Here is a 22648-nt window from a genome sequence, read left to right as displayed (position 1 = left end):
GGAAACCTGTCAATGACTACTCCCCTTCGCGTTTTAATTTCCGACACCATGTCCAGTCAGGCTGCGGCCGTCTTCAAAAGCCGGGGTATCGAAGCCGTTTCGTCGCCCAAACTGTCGCCCGAAGAGCTCACCGATTTGATCGGGGAGTTTGACGGACTTGCCGTGCGCTCATCGACCAAAGTCACCGCCGAACTGCTCGCGCATGCGTCCCGGCTCAGAGCGGTCGGGCGCGCCGGCATTGGCACCGACAACATTGACAAAGGCGCCTGTACCGAGCGCGGTATCGTTGTGATGAACACACCGTTTGGTAACGCCGTCACCACGGCCGAACACACGTTGGCCATGATGTTCGCGTTAGCCAGACACATTCCGCAGGCCAATGCCTCAACGCATGCTGGCAAATGGGAAAAGTCTCGATTTATGGGCACGGAACTGTCGGGCAAACTCCTTGGTATTATCGGCTCAGGCAATATCGGCTCGATCGTCGCCAAAAAAGCGATGGGGGTTGGCCTTCGCGTCCAAGCCTACGATCCATTCCTAACCGAAGTGCGTGCCGACAGTCTTGGCATTCGAAAAGTGGAGTTCGACGACTTACTCAAAAGCTCCGACATCGTGTCACTGCATGTGCCGCGCACGCCCGACACCGAGAACATTATCGACGCCACCGCGATCAACAAAATGAAAGCGGGTGCCATGCTCATCAACTGCGCACGAGGGGGGTTGGTCGACGAACTGGCGCTAATGGCGGCGCTCAACGATCATCTGCATGGGGCCGCGCTTGATGTGTACACCGATGAGCCCGCGAAAGAAAATCCCTTGTTCGGATTACCCAATGTGATTTGCACGCCACACCTTGGCGCCTCAACACAAGAAGCGCAGGAGAAAGTGGCAGTACAGATCGCCGAACAACTGTCGGATTATCTACTTGATGGCGCGATCGCTAACGCCCTCAATGCGCCGAATCTCACCGCCGAAGAAGCGATCGTACTCACTCCCTACTTAACACTCGCAAAAAACCTTGGCGCGTTTGCCGGACAGCTGTCGCGCGAGGCGATAAAGGGCATCACGTTGTCGCTCTATGGCGACGTGACCACCCTTAATATGGAGCCGATCGTAACGCAGGCGGTACAGGCCGTGCTGGAACCCAGCAATTGCAATGTCAACGCGGTGAACGCCCAGCAAGTCGCCCGTGATATGGGCATTGTCGTGACGACCGCCAGCAGTGAAGTTGAAAACGAATACCATAATCGCATTACGCTTGAAGTCACGACCGAAAGTCGCTCGCGCACCGTCAGCGGCACGCTGTTTAAGAAAGTGGGCCGCATAGTGGATATCAAAGGCGTCAAACTCGAATCCGAATTTGGCCCACATATGGTGTATCTAACCAACTCGGACCAGCCTGGGGTAATCGGTGCCATCGGTACGTTTGCCGCCCAGAACGACATTAACATTGCCAACATGCATCTTGGTCGACGCCATAGTGGCGGCGAGGCCATCGCGCTGCTTGAGGTCGATGCCCCGCTGGGACCTGAGCAACTGGCCGGTCTGCGCTCGCTCGATCACATTCAGGATGCCCACAGCCTCCGGTTTGGCCAATGACCCACATGACGGCCGATACTGGATCGAAATCGCAATGTCGATAACGCAACTGCCACGGCTTCGCTCCGGCGACGCGGCGCAGGCACCGTTTAGCGACTCTGTGCCTTACTGGGTTGAGGCAATCACCGGCGAGTTTGAGATTCGACTCGCCGGGGACGACTCGGTCTTGAGCGAGGCCAAAAAAAGCACCACGGGACTCCTGGCACGCGTGGGTCTCACTTCCACCGGTGACTGGATCACGGATGACACACACTGTGCGCTGTCCATCTATGCCGATGGTCGCCGGGCTTGGCATCTGTGGCAAACACTGTGGCGTGCCAAAGAGGCCGTCGACGTGTGGGTCATGCCGATCGATAAACCCGTGGTCAAATTGCTCGTCTGCGATATGGACAGCACCCTCATCACCACCGAGTCGCTCGACGAGTTGGCCGCGCATGTTGGCATCGGCGAGCAGGTAGCAACGATTACCGCGCGTGCGATGAACGGCGAGCTCGATTTCGTTGCGGCGCTCAACGAACGCGTTGCATTGCTGGCGGGACTCTCCCTACAACAACTCAATGCGTGTGTGCAGCACACGGAACTCAGCCAGGGTGCAAAAACACTGTTGGACGCGGCCAATACCGGAGGCACCCGCACTGTCCTCATCAGCGGAGGCTTCACCCATTTCGCCGATCATGTCGGCCGTCTTCTTGATGTTGACCGCGTGGTGGCGAACACGCTGGCGCTGGACAACAACGCACTGACCGGTCTTGTCAGCCCACCGATCGTAACGCAGGCGACTAAGCTGGACGTGCTGCGCGAAGAGCGTGAGCGGCTCAATCTGGCGCCACACGAAGTGTGTGCCATTGGCGACGGCGCCAATGACATGGCCATGCTTGGCGAAGCCGGCGTTGGTGTGGCCTACCGTGCCAAGCCGGTTGTGCACGGCGCTACGCCGTGGCACTTGGATCACGCGCCGCTTGATCGCCTAACCGACTGGCTCGATTTTGGTCGCGCCGCGCCGCCACAGTGAACAAGACACCCGTCGCGCCGCCACACCCCAGTGTCTGCAGCCTGTCCAAGCAATCGCTCGAATCGATTAATAATCAATAACTTAAAAAATTGAGTCGGCTTAATGCACCGCAAACAGCATCGGAACCGCTGCCGAAATCAACACACAAAGCGCCCGAAACACTGTTGTCGCGGCCATAACACACCGCCCGGTCAGTCCAATGCAGCGCCCAGTAGCGTCGACTGAGTCTCACCCGTCGAACCAGTCTTCGACTATAGTAATCGCTGTCCCGGATTATCTATGTGGATCGGAGACCTCACGTGGCAGCCAAACGACCTATTCGCTTTTATGACAACCGTCAAAAGTATCTGGCTTTCGTTAACACCTGCAATGAAAAACGCAAGGTGGGCGAGCGAGCATCACGTGAACTGCCGCTGCTTGAGCCACAACCGCCAGCACTACGCGTGTTCGACGCGGGTATGGGTGACGGTACGATTCTGGCGCACGTCATGCGATCCATGCACTTCCATTTTCCAACCCACCCCTTTTACGTCGTCGGTAAGGAAATCAGTCTAGAAGACATCCGTTTAAGCCTTGAAATATTACCGGATCGGTTTGTCGAGCATCCGGCAACCGTGGTTGTGTACACCAACATGCTGTACAAAGAAGCGCCGTGGCTGACCCCAAGCAAGATGGCGCTCGAAGACATCAATTGGCGCGTGGTCGAGCTTGAAGGAAACTCTGCCAGTGAATACGACCAGCAGCTTGGCAGTCTCGATGAGTTTTTGGTGGACGGGTGGCAGATTAAATCGAGCGAGAAAACGGGCAACCCACTTTACGTGCGACCCTCGGTGTTGGTCGTTTATCGAAAGGACCACAAGTTTCTACTGGACTCGGTCGTACCAAAACAAGACACACCGCGTGCGGACTTTGACCTGGTGATCGCGTCACAGCCTTGGCGAGCGCGCATGAGCGCCGAATTCAAAGTTAAGTACGTGTTGTCCCCGCTTACACGCGCACTGCGCTCCGGTGGTCGACTCATCGCGGTTCAGTCTTGCGGTCTCGATCCAGGTCTTGAGATCATTCGCGAAATTTGGCCCGAGGAAGACCCCTTCCAGGTTAATCGGCACGAACTCATGCGTGAACTTCGCCGGATGCTCGACGAGCAATCGAATGACTACACCATCGATGCCAGCGCCGAGGAGCACGGCCTGTTCCAGTACCAGATGCACACACTCCCTGAAGAAATTGGCGAGAGCATCGGCACGTCAACGCTGTTTGCGGCCTGGAATGCAGCCGTGTATGTGGCCCAAATCGATGATCAGCGCCTCGAGGAAGCCTTGCAGTCCGGTAACTATTTGGAGGCCACGGCGCGGGTGTTACACAAGCACAATGGCCTGTGGTTCAACGATGAGAGCTTCGTGATCACTCGACGCTGATCGCACGTGATAGTTCGCACCCGCGGCGATGTCAAGTGTCGCGGTCGACGACGATAAAATGGCACAGAAGTGGGGTATTGCCCGCCTTTGGCGCGTTCAGCCGCGACGCCGTGACCGCAAATGGTGGCGCGTTAGAGGTGCCTATCACCGGTCCATGACACCCACTCGATTAGCATCGCCCCTGTGAGTGATCCGCAGCGATGGGACTCATCCGGCGTTGCGACAAACGCCTTATCACGCCACACTTATTGCGCTATCGAAACCGGCCCTTGAAAGGAGACTTTGACCGTGATCAAGCGACAGGCAATTGCCACCAGCGTACTAATTTGGTTGTTCCTGCCGATAGCGCAGGCCCAAAACACCGGCGGCGTCTTTGGGCCTGTGGTCAAGGAAGGCCATAGGAGCATTCAGTATCGGGCGGCGTTTGTGGACGATACCAATGGTTTTGCGCAGCGTCTGCACTACCAGCAAGCACTCGATAGTCGACTCATGTGGCGCGTCGTAGCGCAAACGCGCAAAACCGCAAGCCGTGACTTCGACTTCGATTATGTGCAGGGCGAATTGTTTTGGGACATCACCGATCAATCGGCCGATTGGCAGACCGGCGTACGATTCGATGTGCGGGTGCGAGACAGCGGTCGCAATGAAACGATTGGTGTCAATTGGATGAATCAGTTTCGTCTTGCTAATCAGTGGCAAGCGCGCGCGCTGTTGCTCACTACCGTCGACCTGGGCAGCGGTGGCCGAGACGGTGTGGGGTTACAGACACGTGCAAACCTATATCGGACGCTTGACGACAATCGCCAGTTTGGCATTGAATTGTTCAGCGACTTTGGATCAACCAGCGATTTTGCCGACGGTGACGAGCAGCGTCACGCACTGGGACCGTTTGCCAATCTGCCTTTGAGTAACGGTTGGAGCCTATTCGCCGGAGCACTGTTTGGTCTGACCGACCCGGTTGCGGATAGCGATATCAGAGTTTGGGCGACCCGCGCTTTTTGAGCGTAAAAAAAAGACTGTACCAACAATCGGTGAAACACCTGTGCGGTACAGCCTTCGTCGCGTGGCAGTCGGGGCTATTCGCGTGCCACACTTGCCCCCAGGGCAAAAAAGAAAACATCCTTGTTAGTTGCGTCCCTCATGCATAGGCATCACTCCATGCGGTCAGTCGTTGTCTTAGACCCTACGACTGTCTCTCTCCTTGATGATTTTCTTAGCGGGGTTGGTCCATTGTTATCGGTGTCGTCGTCGACTCAAACTGCTCAACGCCAGTAGCGCACTGGCAAAAAGCCAAGCGGCGGCTGGAACCGGCACAGGTGTCGCACTGACGGTGCGTGTAAACGCGCAAGACGGGTCACCGTCTTCGCACGCAAGGGCAAGATCAAAGAACGCGTCCACGGCGACCTCCTCACCCAAGTCATCAAAACCGACTCCGGCAAAAAACAACGAAAGGCCAACCCGGAAAAAGTCGTACGTACCGGCTTCAGCACCGCCAGCCACGGGCGTAAATGTGCCGAAGAGAAAGTCGAGCGATTCGCCCGCAGCCAGCGATATGGGGTCGTTGCCGGGTGACGGTCCCGGACCAAACGAAAAGGAATAATTGTCGGTGCCGCCCATGCCGAACCCGCACGTTCCGTCTTCCACAACAAAGGAACCATTACAGGTGGCGAACAGGGAAAGACCGACAAACTCAATAAAATCGAATTCGACAAAACCGCCCGTTCCCATATTGGCGTCGAAGGAAAAGCCCTCATTGGGCACGTCGGATGGGTCAATGGCCCCGCCGTAAGACATATCGCCGTCAGGATCAAACGGATCAAAGCTAAATCCGGTATCGGTTGATAGCGTCAGCCAAATCTCGATCGCGTCATTCGCCCCGGCGGTGCCGGAGGGCGTGGTGAATTCCAGAGTCAGCGCCGCGTGACTGCTGACACCCATCATCAGTAGTAAGGCGCACAGAGTGTGTCGAATGGCCATGGTTGGTTCTCCCCCTTTTTTATCGAATCGCCTCTCCGGGCGACCGCTTAAATCATTGTTTTATATTGGTTAATGACGCGAGCAACACAGACAGCCATCGAATTCTGACTGTGCTCATAATGATTAGGCGCAAGACCGATCAAAAACAGCTCACGTCGGGCCCGTTTTTTTGGCGGTTCTTTCGTCGCTTTTGCCCGACAACGCGAGGTCATCGCGTGCCGCATCGCCGATCTGCCCAACGAACAACTTTATTGATCCACAATCGCGTTCACTTGCGCCTGTACTTATGTACCCGGGCGAGGCCGCCTAGCCTGCCCAACCGGGCCTTTTTACGACGCGCGGATGGAAACGGAAATGACGCCACCATCAGACAGGGACCGATTAATCATGTCGATTTGCGATGAAGTGCTGGCACTGGAGCCGGTCGCACGCGGTACGTTTCTTGACCGACGGTGCGGCACCGATCACGCTCTGCGGCGTGATGTGGAAGAGCTGCTCGAATCGATCGATAATTCCGGTGAGTTTCTGATTCTTGACCAAGCCGAACGGACCGACTGATTCAAAGCCGGGTCTGTGCCGGGTCTATCCGCTGGAACTGCCTGGTCTCATTACAGGTGATCGCTTGGCATAGCGGACCCGCTCACGAAGGGGCACAACGCGATTCGCCCTCAACGCCTGCACCCTCTCGTAGGCCCGGGACGCAACGGGCGGACACCACAGGCGGTCAGGCCGTGTTGCCCTTATTCATGATCTGGAACAACCAACCCCGGGCCACTTCCCAGCTTCGTTTTACGGTTGCCGGCGATTTACCCAACACCGCCGCTGTTTCCTCAATCGTCAGCCCACCGAAAAAGCGAAGTTCGACCAAGCGCGAGCGCTCCGGGTCCACGTCCGCTAAGCGCTCTAGCGCTTCGTGCAGCATCAGTACATTGGTGGTGGGATCCTGACTGTCCATCGATAGGTTAGTGAGCGTCACCTGCACGCCGCCGTCGCGCTTAGCAGCACCGCGCTTTCGTGCTTCATCGATGAGGATTTCGCGCATTACCCGCGCTGACATTGCGAAAAAGTGAGCGCGATCCTGCCACTCAATACGGTTCAGGTTAATCAACCGCATGTAGGCCTCGTTGACCAGCGCGCTGGGTTGAAGGTCGGCGGCATGGCGTTCATTCGCTAAGTGACGGGCAGCGATCGAGCGCAGCTCACCGTATATTTTCTCCATGAGTTGCGCACGCGCCTCCTCATTGCCGTCATTCCACTGCAGCAGGAGTTCCGTCACATCAGCCACGCACACTATCCTTCTGTTACATCATACTTTTGCTCAAATCTAACAAAGCCTAGCTCGTATTTCCTCACTTCCGCCAACCTCCGACGGTTTTTTCATAAAAAAAGGCCGCGCGGATTACGCCACGCGGCCTTATGGTTTGCGTGCCGGATACTACTGCTGCGCGTTGAGCGCGTCGAGTACTTCCTGGCTGATGTCCATGTTGGTATCGGGCTTGACGAACAATACCGACCGGCTGTCCAACAGCAAATCGATACTGCGATCCTGGACAATTTTATTGACGACCGTGTCGAGTTTAGGCCGCACGCTTTCGATAAACGCTTGCTCTTTTTCGGCTTGCTCGCGGCCCATTTCATTGCGCAGCTGCTGGAACTCACGCATTTTTGTGCCGAGGCGCTGCGAAATTTCGCGCTTTTGATCATCGCTTAAGAAGTCTGCGTCGCGTTGGCCGTCTTCCTGAATCTTCTGGATTTCTTCAGCCATGGTTTTGAGCGAATCCTGACGCGGTTTGAATTCTCGCTCGAGTTGCGCATTAAACTCGCTGGCCATGGTTGAGCGAAGTATCACGCCCTGCACGTTAAGCACCGCAATGTTGTTTTCGGCGGCGGCGAAACCGGCCGTTGCCAGCAGCAGCAGACCGGCAAGAAACTGGGTAAATCTCATACTAACTCTCCGTACGGACGACTAGGGCAATCGGAATGTTGGAACACCCTCCCGTGGATTAGTTCACGGCCCGAGCGCGGTCGGGGATGCCTATTTGTCAGATTTTGTTAAGAATATTGGCTTTCGCCGCTTCGCCGCGGCCGGCCACTTGGCGACGCATCATACAGCCTATCGGCGTTAGGTCAAAGCGAGGCCGGTTGGCAGCGTGTCGACCTGAGGCCCATCATCCTAACTATCAGTCACTTGGCCGCGCAAACAGCCAAACCGTGGCTACCCCGTATGGGCGTAATCGGCTGGCGCCGGGCTCTCGCATCGCGTGTCCTGGGCATACACTTCTTCGGCCAGTTCCGCGATCTTTTCAACCAAGCGACTGTCACCCGATGTGTACAAATTAATGTAGACGTCGCTGAGCTCGGACAACCCGTCGGGCACCGCTTCACAACCAGGCTCCATCGCCGTCTCAACTTGGGGGGTGATCGCCAAGTCCGCCGCCACCATGGCATTGACCGTCGCTTCCGAATTGGTGTCGGTCACAAGCTCCCACGGAATACCGGCCTGATCGAGTGAATCAATGGCATCCTGCCGTTGACTGCACACATTGCACATCGCAAGCGGTACCGGTCGCTTTAAGTAGGCCTGGCCGCCCTCAGCACCCATCCACACCTGTTTGACCTTGGCCAACGTACGGCCTCCGCGATGCAAGCGTTTCTCGGTCGTGAGCGTCAAATCCACTTCGCCCTTGTCCAGCTGTTCGAGCAGCAACCGGGTGAGCGACGAGACGAGGCTGATTTTAATGCGCGGATAGCGCTCTTTGGCTCGCTGCAAAATAAGCGGCATATGGGGATAGATGAGATCGATGGGCACCCCGAGTGACACCTCGCCCTCGTAGTCATCGTTGGTGAGTCGTGTCCAGGTTTCATCATTGAGTTCGATCAGTCGGCGCGCATAGCTGACAAGTTGCTGGCCGATCGGTGTGAGCACAACGCCGCGCCCCTCACGATGAAGCAGCTTCGTATCAAACGCCCGCTCCAGTCGCTTAACCTGCATACTCACAGCCGATTGCGTCAGGTGATTTTGTTGCGCCGCCTTAGTCACCGTACGCGTGTCGGCGATCGCCACGAGTGACCGTAAAGCTCCGATGTCCAGATTTCGCATGCGCCTGCCTCCGTGTTGCCCGTCGAGCTCGCCGCCGACAGTTTCCTCTCGATAATACATCAGCAAACTCACATCAATAGCGAGATTCTATGAATTTTGGTGATACAACTGATCAATTTTTGTCCTCACCTGCCGAGTGCTCGGTATTCGACGGAACAGACGCTCCGTAACCGGTCGTCGACCGTTTCGGTTCAGTGCGACTCGGCCAGAAAGGCCGTGGTTGATCGGTGACGGGCGCGCAGCGGATCAGGTCAGGCGTTGTCGCACGGCGTCAGCAAGGCGGTTCGCAGACTCGGGCGCCAAATTAAACATCAGCTCCGGCTCGGTGAGCTCGAGCTCCATGAGTTTGAATTGCCCGTCGACAACGAGACCATCAACCCGAGCGTAAAGGGTGTCGGAGTCGGTGGCTGCCCGTGCAGCTTCTAAACAATCTGACGCGGCGTCGAGCCATTGCGTCTCCGGCTCGACACGCGCGTAGCGACCGCCAAACTCGCTTTGGATTCGAAATTCGTTTTCCTTTGGTGTTTTGAGTACCGCGTGCGAGAACACATCATCTATGAACACCATCGACACCTCGCCATGATCCTGAATTTGCGGCATGAACGGCTGGACCATCAAGCCGTACTCAGACCATGGGCTGGCCACCTCGAGCGCACGCTCGATCGAACTGAGATCGGCGGGTTGGAAACGGCTCAACCCCCGGGCCGTGCCGCTAATGAGACACTTGAGTACCGCCTTGTCCCACCCTTGCTCTGTCGTTAGCTGCGCAATCGCCGGCGCATCGTGCTCGACCGCCATCATGGGCAGCACTGGCGCACCGCGTTCAATCAGATCAAACAGATACTGTTTGTGCGCGTTCCATCTCAGTACGGGCAGAGGATTCGCAACAAACAGATCAGCAGTAACGAGCTTATCGAGCCACTGCGTAAACTCAGGGTAATACTCAAAGTAATCCCAGGTCGTACGAATGATCACCGCGTCCGCCTCAGCAAACGGTTGCCAGTCGCCGTTCCACGGCACCCCCGACACATCGCATCCGGTTCGCCGCAAGGCGTCCGCCAACACCTGATCGCTGACGGAGATGTCGGGTTGCTTGAGGCATGTTGCCAATACAATGTTCATGTGGTTTCGTCCTTAAAAAAGTCGGTCGCTCAAATGGTCACGATGCGTTTGGGCGAACCCTGACGCTGGCGCGTCGACCATTGCGGATCGCGCTCCACCGTCGCATCCAGTGGCTGCAGTAGGGGCTGCCCACCAATAAGATCGGCCGCACGCTCAGCCAACATCATGGTCGGCGCATTGAGGTTGCCATTGGGGATCGATGGAAACACGGATGAGTCGACCACCCGGATACCGGTGAGGCCACGAACGTTGAGCGTTGAGTCCACTACCGCCATATCGTCTTCGCCCATTTTGCACGTGCAAGAGGGGTGATAGGCACTCTCCACGTGGGCGCGGACAAACGCATCGATTTCACTGTCGTTTTGCACCGCCTCGCCCGGTTGAATTTCGCCATCGCGATAAGCATCGAACGCCGACTGTCCGATAATTTCGCGCGTCAATCGAACACACGCTCGAAATGCCTCGATATCGCGTGCGTCATTTAGGTAGTTGAACAGCAGATTGGGCTTGTCATCGATTCGGGGGCTTCGTGCTCGAAGCCATCCGCGACTAAACGGCTTGTTGTGACCCACGTGTACTTGAAATCCATGCCCCTTAAACGCCGCCTGACCGTCATAGCGCATAGCGGCGGGCAGAAAGTGGTATTGAATGTCCGGCCAGGCCACGCCCGCCTTGGAGCGAATAAACGCGCAGGATTCAAAGTGATTGGTGCCACCCAGACCGCGTTTAGTGAAAAACCACCGGGCACCGATTTTAAACTTGTTTATGACATCCAATCGGCCGTTAAGCGTGATGGGCTGCTTGCACCGGTACTGAAAATAGAACTCCAGGTGGTCCTGTAAATTTTGACCCACACCCTCTAGTGCATGCTGCAGCGGAATGCCGGCTTCTCGCAACACCGCCTCCGGACCCACTCCCGACACCTGCAGCAAATGAGGCGACCCAACGGAACCCGCCGACAGCAGCACCTCTCGACGCGCTCGCACTTCGGTCACGCCCGTGGGGCGGCGAAACGCGACACCGATGGCGCGTTTTTTTTCAAACACAATCCGCTGTGCTACCGCTCGCGTGATCACGGTGAGATTGGGTCGACCGCGCGCCGGGGTGAGGTAGGCATTCGCTGTGGAGGCCCGTATCCCCTTACGGATATTCATGTGCATCGGCCCGAAGCCCTCTTGCTGCGCACCATTGTAGTCAGCGGTATGCGGATAACCTGCCTCAACGCCCGCCTCAATAAACGCGTCGTAAAGCGGATTGCGCCGGTTGTTGCCGTTGCTCACATACACTGGCCCATCGCCGCCGCGATAGGTATCGGCGCCGTTCATCCATGTTTCGAGCTTCTTAAAGTAGGGCAAACACTGTGCGTATCCCCAATCGCGCGCACCGAGGGATTCCCACTCGTTAAAATCATCGGCGTGGCCTCGCACAAAGACCATGCCATTAATCGACGATGAGCCGCCCAACACTTTGCCGCGAGGACAGTGTAGGCGTCGATCGTCGAGGCCCGGTTCAGGCAGCGATTCGAATTGCCAGTTGTACTCGGCCGTGTTCATCGGAATCGATAGAGCCGTGGGCATTTGAATAAAAATGCTGCGGTCGCTGCCGCCCGCCTCGAGCAACAGCACCGACACCTCTGGGTCTTCGGTCAGGCGATTGGCCAAAATACAACCCGCTGATCCCGCACCCACCACGATGTAATCAAATTCGCGCACGCCTACAACCTTCGATGTCATGACACGCAGAATGTAACGTAAAAGACCATCCAACACATCGCCCTCAACGACCTGCATCCTAGATCTCAAGACTCCTCTTAACAGTCAGCACGCAGCGCTAAGCGAAGGAGTGAATCGATGTGTGTACCGAGGAATTGATGACCACAGGCCGGGCACAGCCTTATCGAATGGATAATGGGATTTTCAGGTCCGGTCGGTGTCGCCATTGCACCACTGGCCGGCTCAATTGGATGGACAGTGCCCGAAACGGCGGAATAGAGTAATCAGAGTCTCTCTTGGGCGAGTGCAATATGACACAACGAAACATACTGATTTTGATGGTCGATCAAATGGCAGGTACGCTCCTCGATGAACCCCTCATCGACGCGGTGCACATGCCCAACATTCGGGCGTTAATGAAAACGGGTGTGACCTTTACCCAAGCCTATTCGTCGAGCCCTTTGTGCACACCGGCGCGCGGCAGTTTCATGACCGGCATGCTGCCGTCGCGTAACGGCATTTTCGACAACGCGGCGGAATTCACTGCGGCTACGCCTACCTATGCACACTACCTACGGGCATCGGGCTATCACACCAGCTTAAGCGGCAAAATGCACTTTGTTGGGCCCGATCAGCTCCACGGCTTCGAGGAACGACTCACAACCGACATTTACCCGGCCGATTTTGGCTGGACACCGGACTGGACCAAACCGCTGGAACGGGTCGACTGGTGGTATCACAACCTCGGCTCGGTGACCGACGCCGGCGTTGCAGAAATTTCCAACCAGCTTGAGTTTGATGACGATGTGGCCTACCACGCTAAGCTGAAGCTCTATCAGTACGCGCGCCGACTGGATACCCGACCGTTTTGCCTTACCGTAAGCTTCACGCATCCTCACGATCCCTATGTGGCGCGCCGTCAATATTGGGATTTGTACGACCCGGCGACCATCCCGCTACCGCGCGTAGCGCCAATCGCCTATGACCATCAGGACCCGCATTCACAACGCCTGATGGATGCGGTGGATCACACACGCTTCGATGTGACCGAGAACGATGTGCGCAACGCGCGCCGGGGCTATTTCGCCAACGTCAGCTATCTGGACGAGAAAATTGGCGAGATTCTCGATGTGCTCGCCCGCTGCGACCTGTCCGACTCGACTGACATCATACTGCTCTCTGACCACGGCGACATGCTCGGTGAGCGGGGACTGTGGTACAAGATGAGCTTCTTCGAAGGTTCCAATCGCATTCCGCTGGTGCTCAACACGCCGTCGATGACGCCCGGTAGGACGGCCACCCCAGTGACCAGTCATGACATCTTGCCGACACTGTTGGATCTTGCCGGCGCCGACCCATCGATGCTGGCTTGCCCGATCGATGGCCATTCGTTGATCCCGGTAGCCGAGGGTCGAGAAACCGATCGCGCGGCGTACAGTGAGTATTGTGCGGAAGGATCCGTAGCACCAATGGTCATGATTCGCCGAGGCGATTATAAATATTGTTTTTGCCCGGCCGACCCGCCACAGCTGTTTAACCTGCGTACCGACCCCGATGAACGGACCAACTTAGCCGGGGACGATGCGCATGCGGAAATAGAGACCGAGTTCGAGAACGAAGTCCGGTCGCGGTGGGATTTTGCCCAATTTGAACACGACGTGCGGCACAGTCAGGCCTGCCGTCGACTGGTCGACCAGGCTAATCGACTCGGTACCTTCACGCATTGGGACTATGACCCGCCCGGGCAGGCGCGCAATCGCTACATGCGCAATCATCTCGATCTCAATGAGGTGGATGGCGGCAACCGTTACCCAAAATAAGGCCGAGCAGAAAGTGAGCGCCTTCTTCGTAGTTCCCTCATCCAAAGGCGCTCGGCGTTATGGGCGAGTTCTCCGCATCGGTACACCCAGACGTTATTGCGTGAGCACGCCGTCCGTATAGTCGCGGATCGCTTGCCGAATTTCGCTATCGGTGTTCATGACAAACGGTCCGCGCTGCGCGATGGGCTCGTTGAGTGGTTTACCCGCCAACAATATGAAACGCGCGCCCGCATCACTAGCGACGCGCACAGTCGTACCGGCTGACAGCACCGCCGCCTGTTGTCGCGGCACCGACTGACGATCGATCATGAGCGCACCTTCATAAGCATAGACAAACGCGTTGTGCTGCGCGGGCAGTCGCTGCTCCAACGTCACGCCAGGGCTCAAAGCCACATCAAGAAAGTATGGCTCGGTGGTCAGTCCGTTGATCGGACCGGCCACCGGGCCCATCACCGACTTGCGAACGCCCTCGGCGGATTCGGTTGAGGTGGTTGTGCGATCGATTTGACCGGCGATCACCTTAATACGCGCATCCGTCGATTCATCAACCGGTATTTGATTAGCCGGAATGTCGCGATACTGGGCAGACACCATTTTTTCGGCCGCGGGCAAATTCACCCATAATTGAAAACCGCGCATACGGCCCTCTTTTTGCTGAGGCATTTCGCTGTGAATCACACCGCGGCCCGCGGTCATCCACTGCACACCACCTTCGGTGAGTTCACCCACATTCCCCATATGATCCTCATGGCGCATGTGGCCATCGAGCATATAGGTCACCGTTTCAAACCCGCGGTGCGGATGCGGCGGGAAACCCGCGATGTAGTCGTCGGGATTGTCGGTGCCGAACTCGTCGAGCATCAGAAAAGGATCCACCCGCAAGTCGCGCGCCGCGCCAAGGCTGCGACGAAGCTTCACGCCTGCTCCATCAGACGTTTCAATCGAGGGGATTAGCTGTGTGACATGGCGTGTGTTCATGGTGTTTCCTCCTTTGGGGATCATTGGTGGTAGTGACTAATCGTGTAGTGCGTGAATCGATGCGCGCGCGGACTGCACGGCGGTGTCGAGTGCCTCATCGCCCATGGCCGTGCCCTCGGCGTAAACGAAACGCACGTTATCTAAGCCTAAGAAGCCGAGGAACTGTTCAAGATACTTCGTTTGGTTATCCAGTGGCGTTCCTTCGTATTGCCCACCGCGCGTAGCGATAACGGTCACGCGCTTGTCATCGAGCAACCCCACCGGGCCATCGGACGTATAGCGGAACGTGACGCCCGCGCGCGCCACGTGATCGAAATACGCACGCAACTGAGAGGGCACGCCGAAGTTATACATCGGCACCGCCAAAATAATGTCATCGGCCGCTTTCAGTTGCTCGACGAGTCGATCGGACAGCGCCACCCGTGTTCGCTGTTCATCGCTGCGTTCGGCGTCTGGCGTCACAAACGCACCGAAGGTGTCAGCCGTGAGATGCGGAATCGGCGTCTCGGCAAAATCCAGCGTCTCGATGTGGCTCTCGGGGTGGGCCCGCGTCCAGGATGCGGCCGCCTCCAGGGCCAAACTCGACGACAAACTCTTGGCGCCATTCAGGCTGGTGTGAATCAGAAGAAGATGTTTCATCGTGCGTTCCTCATGCGGTTCGGTGAACGTATTGCCCTTTTCGGGCGGCGGCGTTGCGTGGTGAGATCGGGCCTTGAGCATTGCCGGTGTCGAGTGGCGGTGTCTGCCGTAACCTCCCGTGTATTAAAACTTCTATTTTTATGATTAAAAATAGTAATATTTCGCTTATATCTATCTATTTTTTCGTTGTTTAATCCGCCGAAACACCGTAATTCATTGAAAATAATGAGCAAGACACCAACCTCAACACCCCGCATTTCCCTCGAGCAATGGCGCACGTTGCTCGCTGTGGTCGACGCGGGCGGGTATGCGCAGGCCGCGGAGCAGCTCAATAAAAGTCAGTCGACCGTCACCTATGCGATTAAGAAGCTCGAGTCCGTGCTCGATGTGGCGGTGTTCAAACTTGAGGGCCGCCGCGCTGTTCTTACACCCACCGGAGAGTTGCTGTATGAGCGAGCCGAAACGCTCGTTAAAAGTGCCGCTCGTCTTGAACAGACCGCGCGCCAAGTGTCAGCAGGCTGGGAGGCGGAAATCCGTGTGAGTGCAGACGTGATTTTTCCCGTCTGGCTGTTGCTCGATTGTTTCGCCGAATTTGGTCGACACAGTCCCCACACGCACATCGAATGCGTCGAATCGGTCATGGGCGGTACGCTCGAAGAACTGCACAGCGGTCGCGCCGACATGGTAATCAGCAATCACATTCCGCAGGGGTTTTACGGAACCGCGCTAATGACGCTACGGTTTTTGCCGGTGGCCAGTCCCAATCACGCGCTTCATCAAAAAACCACCGCAATCAGCCCGGACGAGTTGCTCCGCCATCGTCATCTTTTTGTGCGTGAGACCGATGGCGCCCGCAAGAGCAAGACAACGTCAACCGGGGCGCAGCGTTGGACGGTGAGCAACATGTCGACGTCGATCGGAGCGGTCTGCCGAGGTTATGGCTACGCGTGGTTTCCAGAACACAAAATTCAAGGTGAACTGGCACGTGGCGAACTCAAGCCCATTGCGCTCAGCGAACCCAACGATCGACTGGTCACGGTTTATCTGATTTTGGCGCAACCTCAAAGCGCCGGCCCGGGTGTGCAGAGGCTACGGGACATCATTGTTGAACAAAGCCAAACGCTCGGCGCCGATGCCATCACCGTATAAGAGCGGGAAACATTCATCTATCGCTGTTTGATTAAAGTCGTCGGTAACACACGAACTACGGCTTTTTCATTTAACATATTCGCCCAGCTATCAATTGCGCTTCGGTGCGACGTTTGCCACTATGGATCGCGAATACGCGTCACGTTCGACGCAAATATAAAGATAAGCAAGGCTTTTTTTCATCACACTGGCAGCAGCTGTATCACGATCCAACGAATACAAATAAACGCGACCGACCAATCGGCGTCTAGAACATAGCGACAACCGTGCGGAGGCGTTTCATGCGTTTTGTTGGTGTAGGGATACGCACACGACTACCGAGACTAACGAGCCGCCTTCACATGAGGCGACTGGCTCGGCATTCATTGCCAACGGGGGATCGTTATGAACACGTTTAAACTGATCAGCGCGATAGTCATCGCCGGTCTTTTCAGTTCTAGCGCCATCGCGGCGTCAGACACCAAAAAGGCAACGACCAAAATGTCGTCGAAGGAGCTCAGCAGCCGCTGTGCGATGCTCGACGACACCAAGAAGCGTCCGCGCATGGACGCTCTGCTTAACAAATTGTTAGTGCTGTGCGATCGCACCAGCGAGTTTGGCGGCGTCGAGTCGGAGTATTACGATCCGGAGCGCGTCACGAACCGCATTCCGGGTACCGATGTTGAAGTGAACGACGACACCGGTGAATCTGGTGCCACCCAAACACAAAACGAAACGTCGATCGCGCTCAATGAAAACACCGGCACGATCTGCTCTGGCTATAACGATGCCTGGAGCGGCGTGGTCGCCGGTGGCGGCTTCACGGGCTTTTCGCGCTCGACCGATGGCGGTGCGTCGTTTGACGACAATGGTGCCTTTGACGCGAACAGCTTCGGCGATCCGAGCATGCAGTGGCGTCGCGCCGACGGTAATTTCTATCTGGCCACGCTGCACAGTGACGGGCTGGGTGTGTATCGTTCGACGGACGACTGCCAAACATTCACGCTGCGTTCGCTGGGACATGTCGGTGGCTCAGACGATAAGGAATTACTGGCCATCGACAACACAGTGAGCAGCGATTACTACGGTCGAATGCACCTGGTATGGATCAATTTTGACGACGCTCGTATCTACGCGACCTACAGTGACGACGGCCTCAACTGGTCCACACCCGTACCGCTGAGCGACGCAGGCTCCGACACGCAAGGCGCCTATCCCATTATCACCACCGACGGTCGACTCTACGTGGCCTGGGTGCGATGGAACCCGTTCTTCAGTGGACCGATGGACATCGAGATTGCGCGCTCAGACGATGGGGGCGACACGTTCACACGGGTCACCAATCCGGTGACCGGCGTGGTTAACCCCTATGCGTCAGGCCCAACCGGCAACTGCGGTCGCCCGGCACTCAATGGCAACATTCGTTATTTGTCCTCACCACAGATCGCGGTCACACCCAACGGCGATTTGCACGCCGTGTACACCTATGACCCGGATGGTCGCGACGTCGGGGATGTGATTGACGTTTACTATCGCCGGTCCACCGACATGGGCGCCACCTGGTTGCCCGAAGTGCGTGTGAATGACGACGCCACCACCACCGATCAGTTTTTCCCAAGCATCAGCGCCGGCCCAACCGGCCGCATCGTGATTGCCTGGTACGATCGTCGCCTCGACGAAGCGAATAACCTGTTCTTCGACTACTACTCGGTCATGTCTGAAGACGGTGGTGCCTCATTTGGTCCAAACGTCCGAATTTCGGATGAATCATCACCGGTCTATATTGATCCAGGCTTGGCGGCCTGCTACCACGGTGACTACGACCAGCAGATACAAACCGCATCGTCGGTGTACTTGCAGTGGGCAGACGACCGCACCGTCAACAGCGGTCATGCAGACCCCAACGTGTTCTTCGATGAAGACGTATTCGAGCCCGACTTCTTCTTGGGCAGCGACAATTCCATCCAGGAAGTGTGCGCACCCGATACGGCCGTTTACGGTATCGATATCGGCCAGGCTCTGGGCTTCTCCGATCCGGTCACTCTGTCGGTCGACGGCGTGCCGGCGGGCATGACCTCCACCTTCAGCACCAATCCCGTGACTCCGGAGGGAAGCTCCAACCTGACCATCGGTAACACCGCAGCCGGACCGGCTGGCACCTATAACTTGGATGTTACCGGCACTTCGGGCGCGAAGGACCGTGCCGTGCAGTTGGTGCTGTCGGTAGCCACCTCGACGCCGGGTGCCACAACCTTGCTGACGCCCGCCAATGGCGCGACTGAACAGCCTTCGTCGCCAACGTTTGCCTGGGCGGCAAGCAGTCAAGCGTCCACCTACACGATCGAGATCGCTACGGATGCAGCGTTTAACAACATGATCGCCGTGGACCAAGTGGCCGGCACGAGCTACACACTCCCCGCTAGCCTGTCGCCACAAACGACCTACTACTGGCGCGTGCGTGCTGCGAACATTTGCGGCATCAACACCCCAACAGCCGGGTTCTCGTTTACGACACAGAACATTGTGTGTGTAAATTCTGGTCAGGCCATTCCGGATAACTCAGCGGCGGGCCTCGACAGTGCAACCACCGTCGGTTTGGGTGGCGAGATCGAGGATCTCAATGTGAGCCTCAACGCGACCCATACCTATGTTGGCGACCTCATCTTCACGCTGACGCACGAAGACTCCGGTACTTCTGTGGTCATGGTTGACCGTCCCGGCGTCCCGGCCTCGGGCTTTGGCTGCAGCAACAATGACGTCGATGCCACGCTGGATGACGACAGTGCCACACCGGTTGAGAACGAGTGTGCACCGGGGCCAGCCCTCACGGGTGTCTTGAGTCCGAACAACCCACTCTCCGCGTTTAACGGACTGGATCTGGCCGGCACTTGGACACTGAACGTTTCGGACAACGCCGGTATCGACACCGGTACGCTGAACGAGTGGTGCCTGATTCCAGCACTCGCCGACACAGCCGTCGACAGTGACGGTGACGGTGTCGGTGATGATGTGGACAACTGCACCAACGTAGCCAATGCCGATCAGATCGACAGCAACGGTGATGGCTTCGGCAACGCGTGTGATGCGGACACCAATAATGACTGCATCGTCAACTTCACCGACATTCAGGCGTTCTCAACGGTGTTTAACACCACCGACGCTGACAATGACTTCAATGGAGATGGCGCGGCCAACTTCCTTGACTACGCGTACATGACCAGTCAGTTCCTGGAAGCACCAGGACCGAGTGCACTGGCCAGCTGCGCCAGCAACTAAGCGCGTCTACGCGCGTAACGAAAAAGGGCGCCTGGTTATCAGGCGCCCTTTTTTTTGCTCAACGCAGACAAGGACCTGCTGCGTTTGTTAGGCTCCACGTTCGTTTTTATCGTGGTACCTGAGCGCTATGTTTCGAATTCCAATCTGCGCAGGGACGGCACTTGTTGCACTCGCTGCGTGTACAACACAGTCCCCAGAAGCCCCCTCCGGCAACCCTCTTAATCTGCCCGATCCGCTCGCCGCCGGCTGGCGCGGCGCGCCGGTCTGTGAGCAGCTGAGCCTCACCGAATACCAGCGTGTATTACGCTGTACGTTTCCGCCAGGTGTCGGTCATGAACGCCACTACCATCCCCCGCATTTTGGCTATGCCCTGTCGGGTGGGCGGATGCGTTTGACCGATGCACAAGGCACTCGAGACGTTACGCTTGCTGACCACAGCTATTTCTCAAGCGACGGCACAGCGTGGCACGAAGTTGAAAACGTGGGCACGACCACGGTGCAGTATTTAATCATTGAACCGCTGGTGCCGCATCGGTAATCGTCGCTGGACGCAGAGACCCGGCGCACCTGGACCCCGCCGCCAAAATGCTCGATAGTGGCCGCATGTTTGACGAACAGGCACTTGAACATCTCAAACGGATCGCTGGCCCGGACGCGATAGTGCTCGATGCGGATCAGTCGCGGTATCTCGAGGAATGGCGCGGTCGGTGGCATGGCACGACGCCGCTCATTGTCAAACCCGCTAGCACTCGTGCATTGAGCGACATCATGGCGTTTGCCTATCAGCACGACATCAGTATGGTGCCGCAAGGCGGCAATACGGGCTTGGTGGGTGGCCAGATTCCACAGGGCGACGTACTCATTAGTACCGAGCGTCTCACCGCCATTCGCGACCGTTCTGCTGGCAACGACACGCTCACCGTGGAAGCCGGGGTCACCCTCGCCCACGCGCAGCGTGCCGCGTCCGACATGGGGCGTTTGTTGCCTTTGTCATTTGGATCAGAGAATCGCTGCCAAATCGGCGGCGCGTTATCCACCAATGCGGGGGGCCTGCACGTCGTTCGATACGGCAACGCCCGCGACTTGTGCCTCGGCATTGAGGCGGTGCTGCCTGACGGACGTATTTGGCATGGTCTCAATACGCTGCGTAAGAACAACGTTGGCTACGATTTGAAACAGTTGCTGATCGGCGGCGAGGGCACGCTCGGTGTCATCACCGCAGCGGTACTCAAACTCTCGCCACAGCCCGCCCACAGCGTCACGATACTCTTGGCGCTACCGTCTGCCGATGCAGCTGTGTCGTTACTGGGTGTGGCTAAATCGATGAGTCATGAACAGCTCAGTGCGTTTGAGCTATTGAGCGACGACACGCTCGATCTGATCGTCAACGCGTTTCCGACTCACGTTCGGCCTTCGATCAAAGCGGGTCAATTTTATGCCCTCATTGAAATGACCGCGAACCAGGCCACCGCATTGAACGCCATTGCGGATCAGTTCCTGCAAGAGGCGCTGCAAACGCATTTAGCACTCGATGGCTTAACGGCAACAACGCCCGCCGATGCCGACGCCCTTTGGCAACTGCGCTTCAGCGCGAGTGCGTCAATGAAAAAAGATCCCACCCATTGCTTAAAGTGCGATATCTCTGTCCCGGTTCACGCGATCCCAGCGTTTTTGATTGCCGCCGACGCCTGTGTCGAACACTCCGTACCAGGCGCTCGTCCAATCGCGTTCGGACATATGGGTGATGGCAATCTGCACTACGACGTACTCGGCCCGCTCGACATGGACGCGACGTCGTGGCGTGCTCAAGCCGATGATCTAACCCATCGAATTCACGATGTTGTGATCGACCACGACGGTTCTATTTCGGCGGAGCACGGCATCGGTGTGCTCAAGCGCGATGAGCTAGCCGCACGCAAAGATCCGGTTGAACTGGCGTTGATGCAGTCAATCAAGCAGGCGCTCGATCCCAAAGGGCTTATGAACCCAGGCAAGTTGCTGGTGCGTCCGTAACACGGGACTGAGGTAGCCGCCAATGCGACGCAGCGAAAAAGCCGAACGAATCGCCACTTTGCTTGAGGAGTTGTACCCCAAAACCCCAGTGCCACTCGATCACCGAAACCACTTTGAACTGCTCATTGCGGTTCTGCTGTCCGCGCAAACAACGGACAAGAAAGTGAACGAGGTCACGCCGGCTTTGTTTAACGCCGCACCCACACCCAAGGCCATGGCGGAGTTATCCGCCAAACGCATTCTGGGTTATATACGACAACTGGGTCTCGCACCTCAGAAGTCCAAGAACATTCAGAGGCTATCGGAGATGTTGGTCGACAACGGCGGCGAGGTCCCCAACAGCTTTGAGGCTCTCGAGGCACTGCCCGGCGTGGGTCACAAGACCGCATCGGTCGTGATGTCGCAGGCCTTTGGCGTGCCGGCTTTTCCGGTCGATACACACATCCATCGGCTGGCGGCTCGCTGGGGCTTGTCCGACGGCAGTAACGTGACCAAAACCGAGCGAGACCTCAAGCGCCTGTTTCCCAAAGACCGCTGGAACAAATTGCATCTGCAGATCATCTTTTTTGGTCGCGAATACTGCCCGGCCCGTTTTCACGAGTTGGCCGAGTGCCCGATTTGTTCGTTTGCTGCGACGAAAAAACGCATGCGCGAGGAGCGGTTGGAAAACAATCGGTTGCGCAAACGTCCCCGCAAAAAAGTCTAATCCGAGCGCAGCGCAACCGTCACTTCGCTCTCTTTTAACTCAAGGGCAACACTCGACCAGTGGAAGGCGGCGCACCCATAGCCGCACAAAAAAAGCCCCGGCCATGCAGCCGGGGCTTCTTACTTGCGAGGCGCTATCGCCTCCAGAG

Annotated in this window: 19 protein-coding genes; 11 read left to right on the top strand and 8 right to left on the bottom strand. The window is 57.0% G+C overall.

Features of this window, described 5'->3' with window-relative positions:
• The first annotated feature begins 12 nt into the window (after positions 1-12).
• From serA to AAF465_05200, 4 genes are all read left to right on the top strand, one after another.
• A complete protein-coding gene (gene serA, locus AAF465_05215) occupies positions 13-1599 on the top strand; it encodes a phosphoglycerate dehydrogenase (GenBank protein MEM7082111.1) in 1587 nt (528 codons plus the stop codon).
• Positions 1600-1633: 34 nt separating this feature from the next.
• On the top strand, positions 1634-2611 hold the full coding sequence (gene serB / locus AAF465_05210; GenBank protein ID MEM7082110.1) for a phosphoserine phosphatase SerB: 978 nt from the start codon (positions 1634-1636) through the stop codon (positions 2609-2611).
• 299 nt (positions 2612-2910) lie between these two features.
• Complete coding sequence (locus AAF465_05205) at positions 2911-4029, top strand: hypothetical protein (protein MEM7082109.1); 1119 nt, start codon at positions 2911-2913, stop codon at positions 4027-4029.
• A 288-nt stretch (positions 4030-4317) separates the two neighbouring features.
• Positions 4318-5031 (top strand): hypothetical protein, encoded by a 714-nt coding sequence (locus AAF465_05200; protein ID MEM7082108.1) that lies wholly within the window; start codon positions 4318-4320, stop codon positions 5029-5031.
• A gap of 231 nt (positions 5032-5262) precedes the next feature.
• Here the strand turns inward: AAF465_05200 and AAF465_05195 are convergent, their stop codons facing one another.
• Positions 5263-6006 (bottom strand): hypothetical protein, encoded by a 744-nt coding sequence (locus AAF465_05195; GenBank protein ID MEM7082107.1) that lies wholly within the window; start codon positions 6004-6006, stop codon positions 5263-5265.
• A gap of 354 nt (positions 6007-6360) precedes the next feature.
• On the opposite strand from AAF465_05195, the gene AAF465_05190 reads away from it, so the two are divergent.
• The gene (locus AAF465_05190) at positions 6361-6564 is read left to right on the top strand and encodes a hypothetical protein (GenBank protein ID MEM7082106.1); all 204 of its coding nucleotides are present in this window, start codon (positions 6361-6363) and stop codon (positions 6562-6564) included.
• A 166-nt stretch (positions 6565-6730) separates the two neighbouring features.
• Here the strand turns inward: AAF465_05190 and AAF465_05185 are convergent, their stop codons facing one another.
• From AAF465_05185 to betA, 5 genes are all read right to left on the bottom strand, one after another.
• Positions 6731-7291 (bottom strand): sigma-70 family RNA polymerase sigma factor, encoded by a 561-nt coding sequence (locus AAF465_05185; GenBank protein ID MEM7082105.1) that lies wholly within the window; start codon positions 7289-7291, stop codon positions 6731-6733.
• A gap of 150 nt (positions 7292-7441) precedes the next feature.
• Positions 7442-7951, bottom strand: a complete 510-nt coding sequence (locus AAF465_05180) for an OmpH family outer membrane protein (GenBank protein MEM7082104.1) — start codon at positions 7949-7951, stop codon at positions 7442-7444.
• A gap of 270 nt (positions 7952-8221) precedes the next feature.
• On the bottom strand, positions 8222-9106 hold the full coding sequence (locus AAF465_05175; protein ID MEM7082103.1) for a LysR family transcriptional regulator: 885 nt from the start codon (positions 9104-9106) through the stop codon (positions 8222-8224).
• A 246-nt stretch (positions 9107-9352) separates the two neighbouring features.
• Positions 9353-10228: a hypothetical protein gene (locus AAF465_05170; GenBank protein MEM7082102.1), complete on the bottom strand. Its 876-nt coding sequence runs from the start codon at positions 10226-10228 to the stop codon at positions 9353-9355.
• 29 nt (positions 10229-10257) lie between these two features.
• Positions 10258-11961 (bottom strand): choline dehydrogenase, encoded by a 1704-nt coding sequence (gene betA / locus AAF465_05165; GenBank protein ID MEM7082101.1) that lies wholly within the window; start codon positions 11959-11961, stop codon positions 10258-10260.
• Positions 11962-12251: 290 nt separating this feature from the next.
• Here betA and betC point away from each other — a divergent pair, with 290 nt between their 5' ends.
• Positions 12252-13760, top strand: coding sequence for a choline-sulfatase (gene betC / locus AAF465_05160; GenBank protein MEM7082100.1), 1509 nt, complete (start codon positions 12252-12254; stop codon positions 13758-13760).
• A gap of 93 nt (positions 13761-13853) precedes the next feature.
• Here the strand turns inward: betC and AAF465_05155 are convergent, their stop codons facing one another.
• Positions 13854-14738 carry a pirin family protein gene (locus AAF465_05155; GenBank protein ID MEM7082099.1) on the bottom strand — a complete coding sequence of 295 codons (885 nt, stop codon included), beginning with the start codon at positions 14736-14738 and terminating at the stop codon, positions 13854-13856.
• 36 nt (positions 14739-14774) lie between these two features.
• Positions 14775-15377: an NAD(P)H-dependent oxidoreductase gene (locus AAF465_05150; protein ID MEM7082098.1), complete on the bottom strand. Its 603-nt coding sequence runs from the start codon at positions 15375-15377 to the stop codon at positions 14775-14777.
• Between the two features lie 225 nt (positions 15378-15602).
• Between AAF465_05150 and AAF465_05145 the strand changes: the two genes are divergently transcribed.
• The 5 genes from AAF465_05145 to nth all read left to right on the top strand — a co-directional run bounded on the left by AAF465_05145 (position 15603) and on the right by nth (position 22500).
• Positions 15603-16526 (top strand): LysR family transcriptional regulator, encoded by a 924-nt coding sequence (locus AAF465_05145; protein MEM7082097.1) that lies wholly within the window; start codon positions 15603-15605, stop codon positions 16524-16526.
• A gap of 384 nt (positions 16527-16910) precedes the next feature.
• A complete protein-coding gene (locus tag AAF465_05140; GenBank protein ID MEM7082096.1) occupies positions 16911-19781 on the top strand; it encodes a proprotein convertase P-domain-containing protein in 2871 nt (956 codons plus the stop codon).
• Positions 19782-19908: 127 nt separating this feature from the next.
• Complete coding sequence (locus AAF465_05135) at positions 19909-20319, top strand: cupin domain-containing protein (GenBank protein ID MEM7082095.1); 411 nt, start codon at positions 19909-19911, stop codon at positions 20317-20319.
• A 47-nt stretch (positions 20320-20366) separates the two neighbouring features.
• Complete coding sequence (locus AAF465_05130; GenBank protein ID MEM7082094.1) at positions 20367-21794, top strand: FAD-binding oxidoreductase; 1428 nt, start codon at positions 20367-20369, stop codon at positions 21792-21794.
• A gap of 22 nt (positions 21795-21816) precedes the next feature.
• Positions 21817-22500, top strand: coding sequence for an endonuclease III (nth, locus tag AAF465_05125; GenBank protein ID MEM7082093.1), 684 nt, complete (start codon positions 21817-21819; stop codon positions 22498-22500).
• The last annotated feature ends 148 nt before the right edge of the window (positions 22501-22648 follow it).

This window comes from Pseudomonadota bacterium (assembly GCA_039028935.1).
GTDB lineage: Bacteria > Pseudomonadota > Gammaproteobacteria > Steroidobacterales > SZUA-146 > SZUA-146.
Note: the sequence above shows the minus strand (reverse complement) of the source record. Positions and strands in the feature narration are given on the sequence as shown.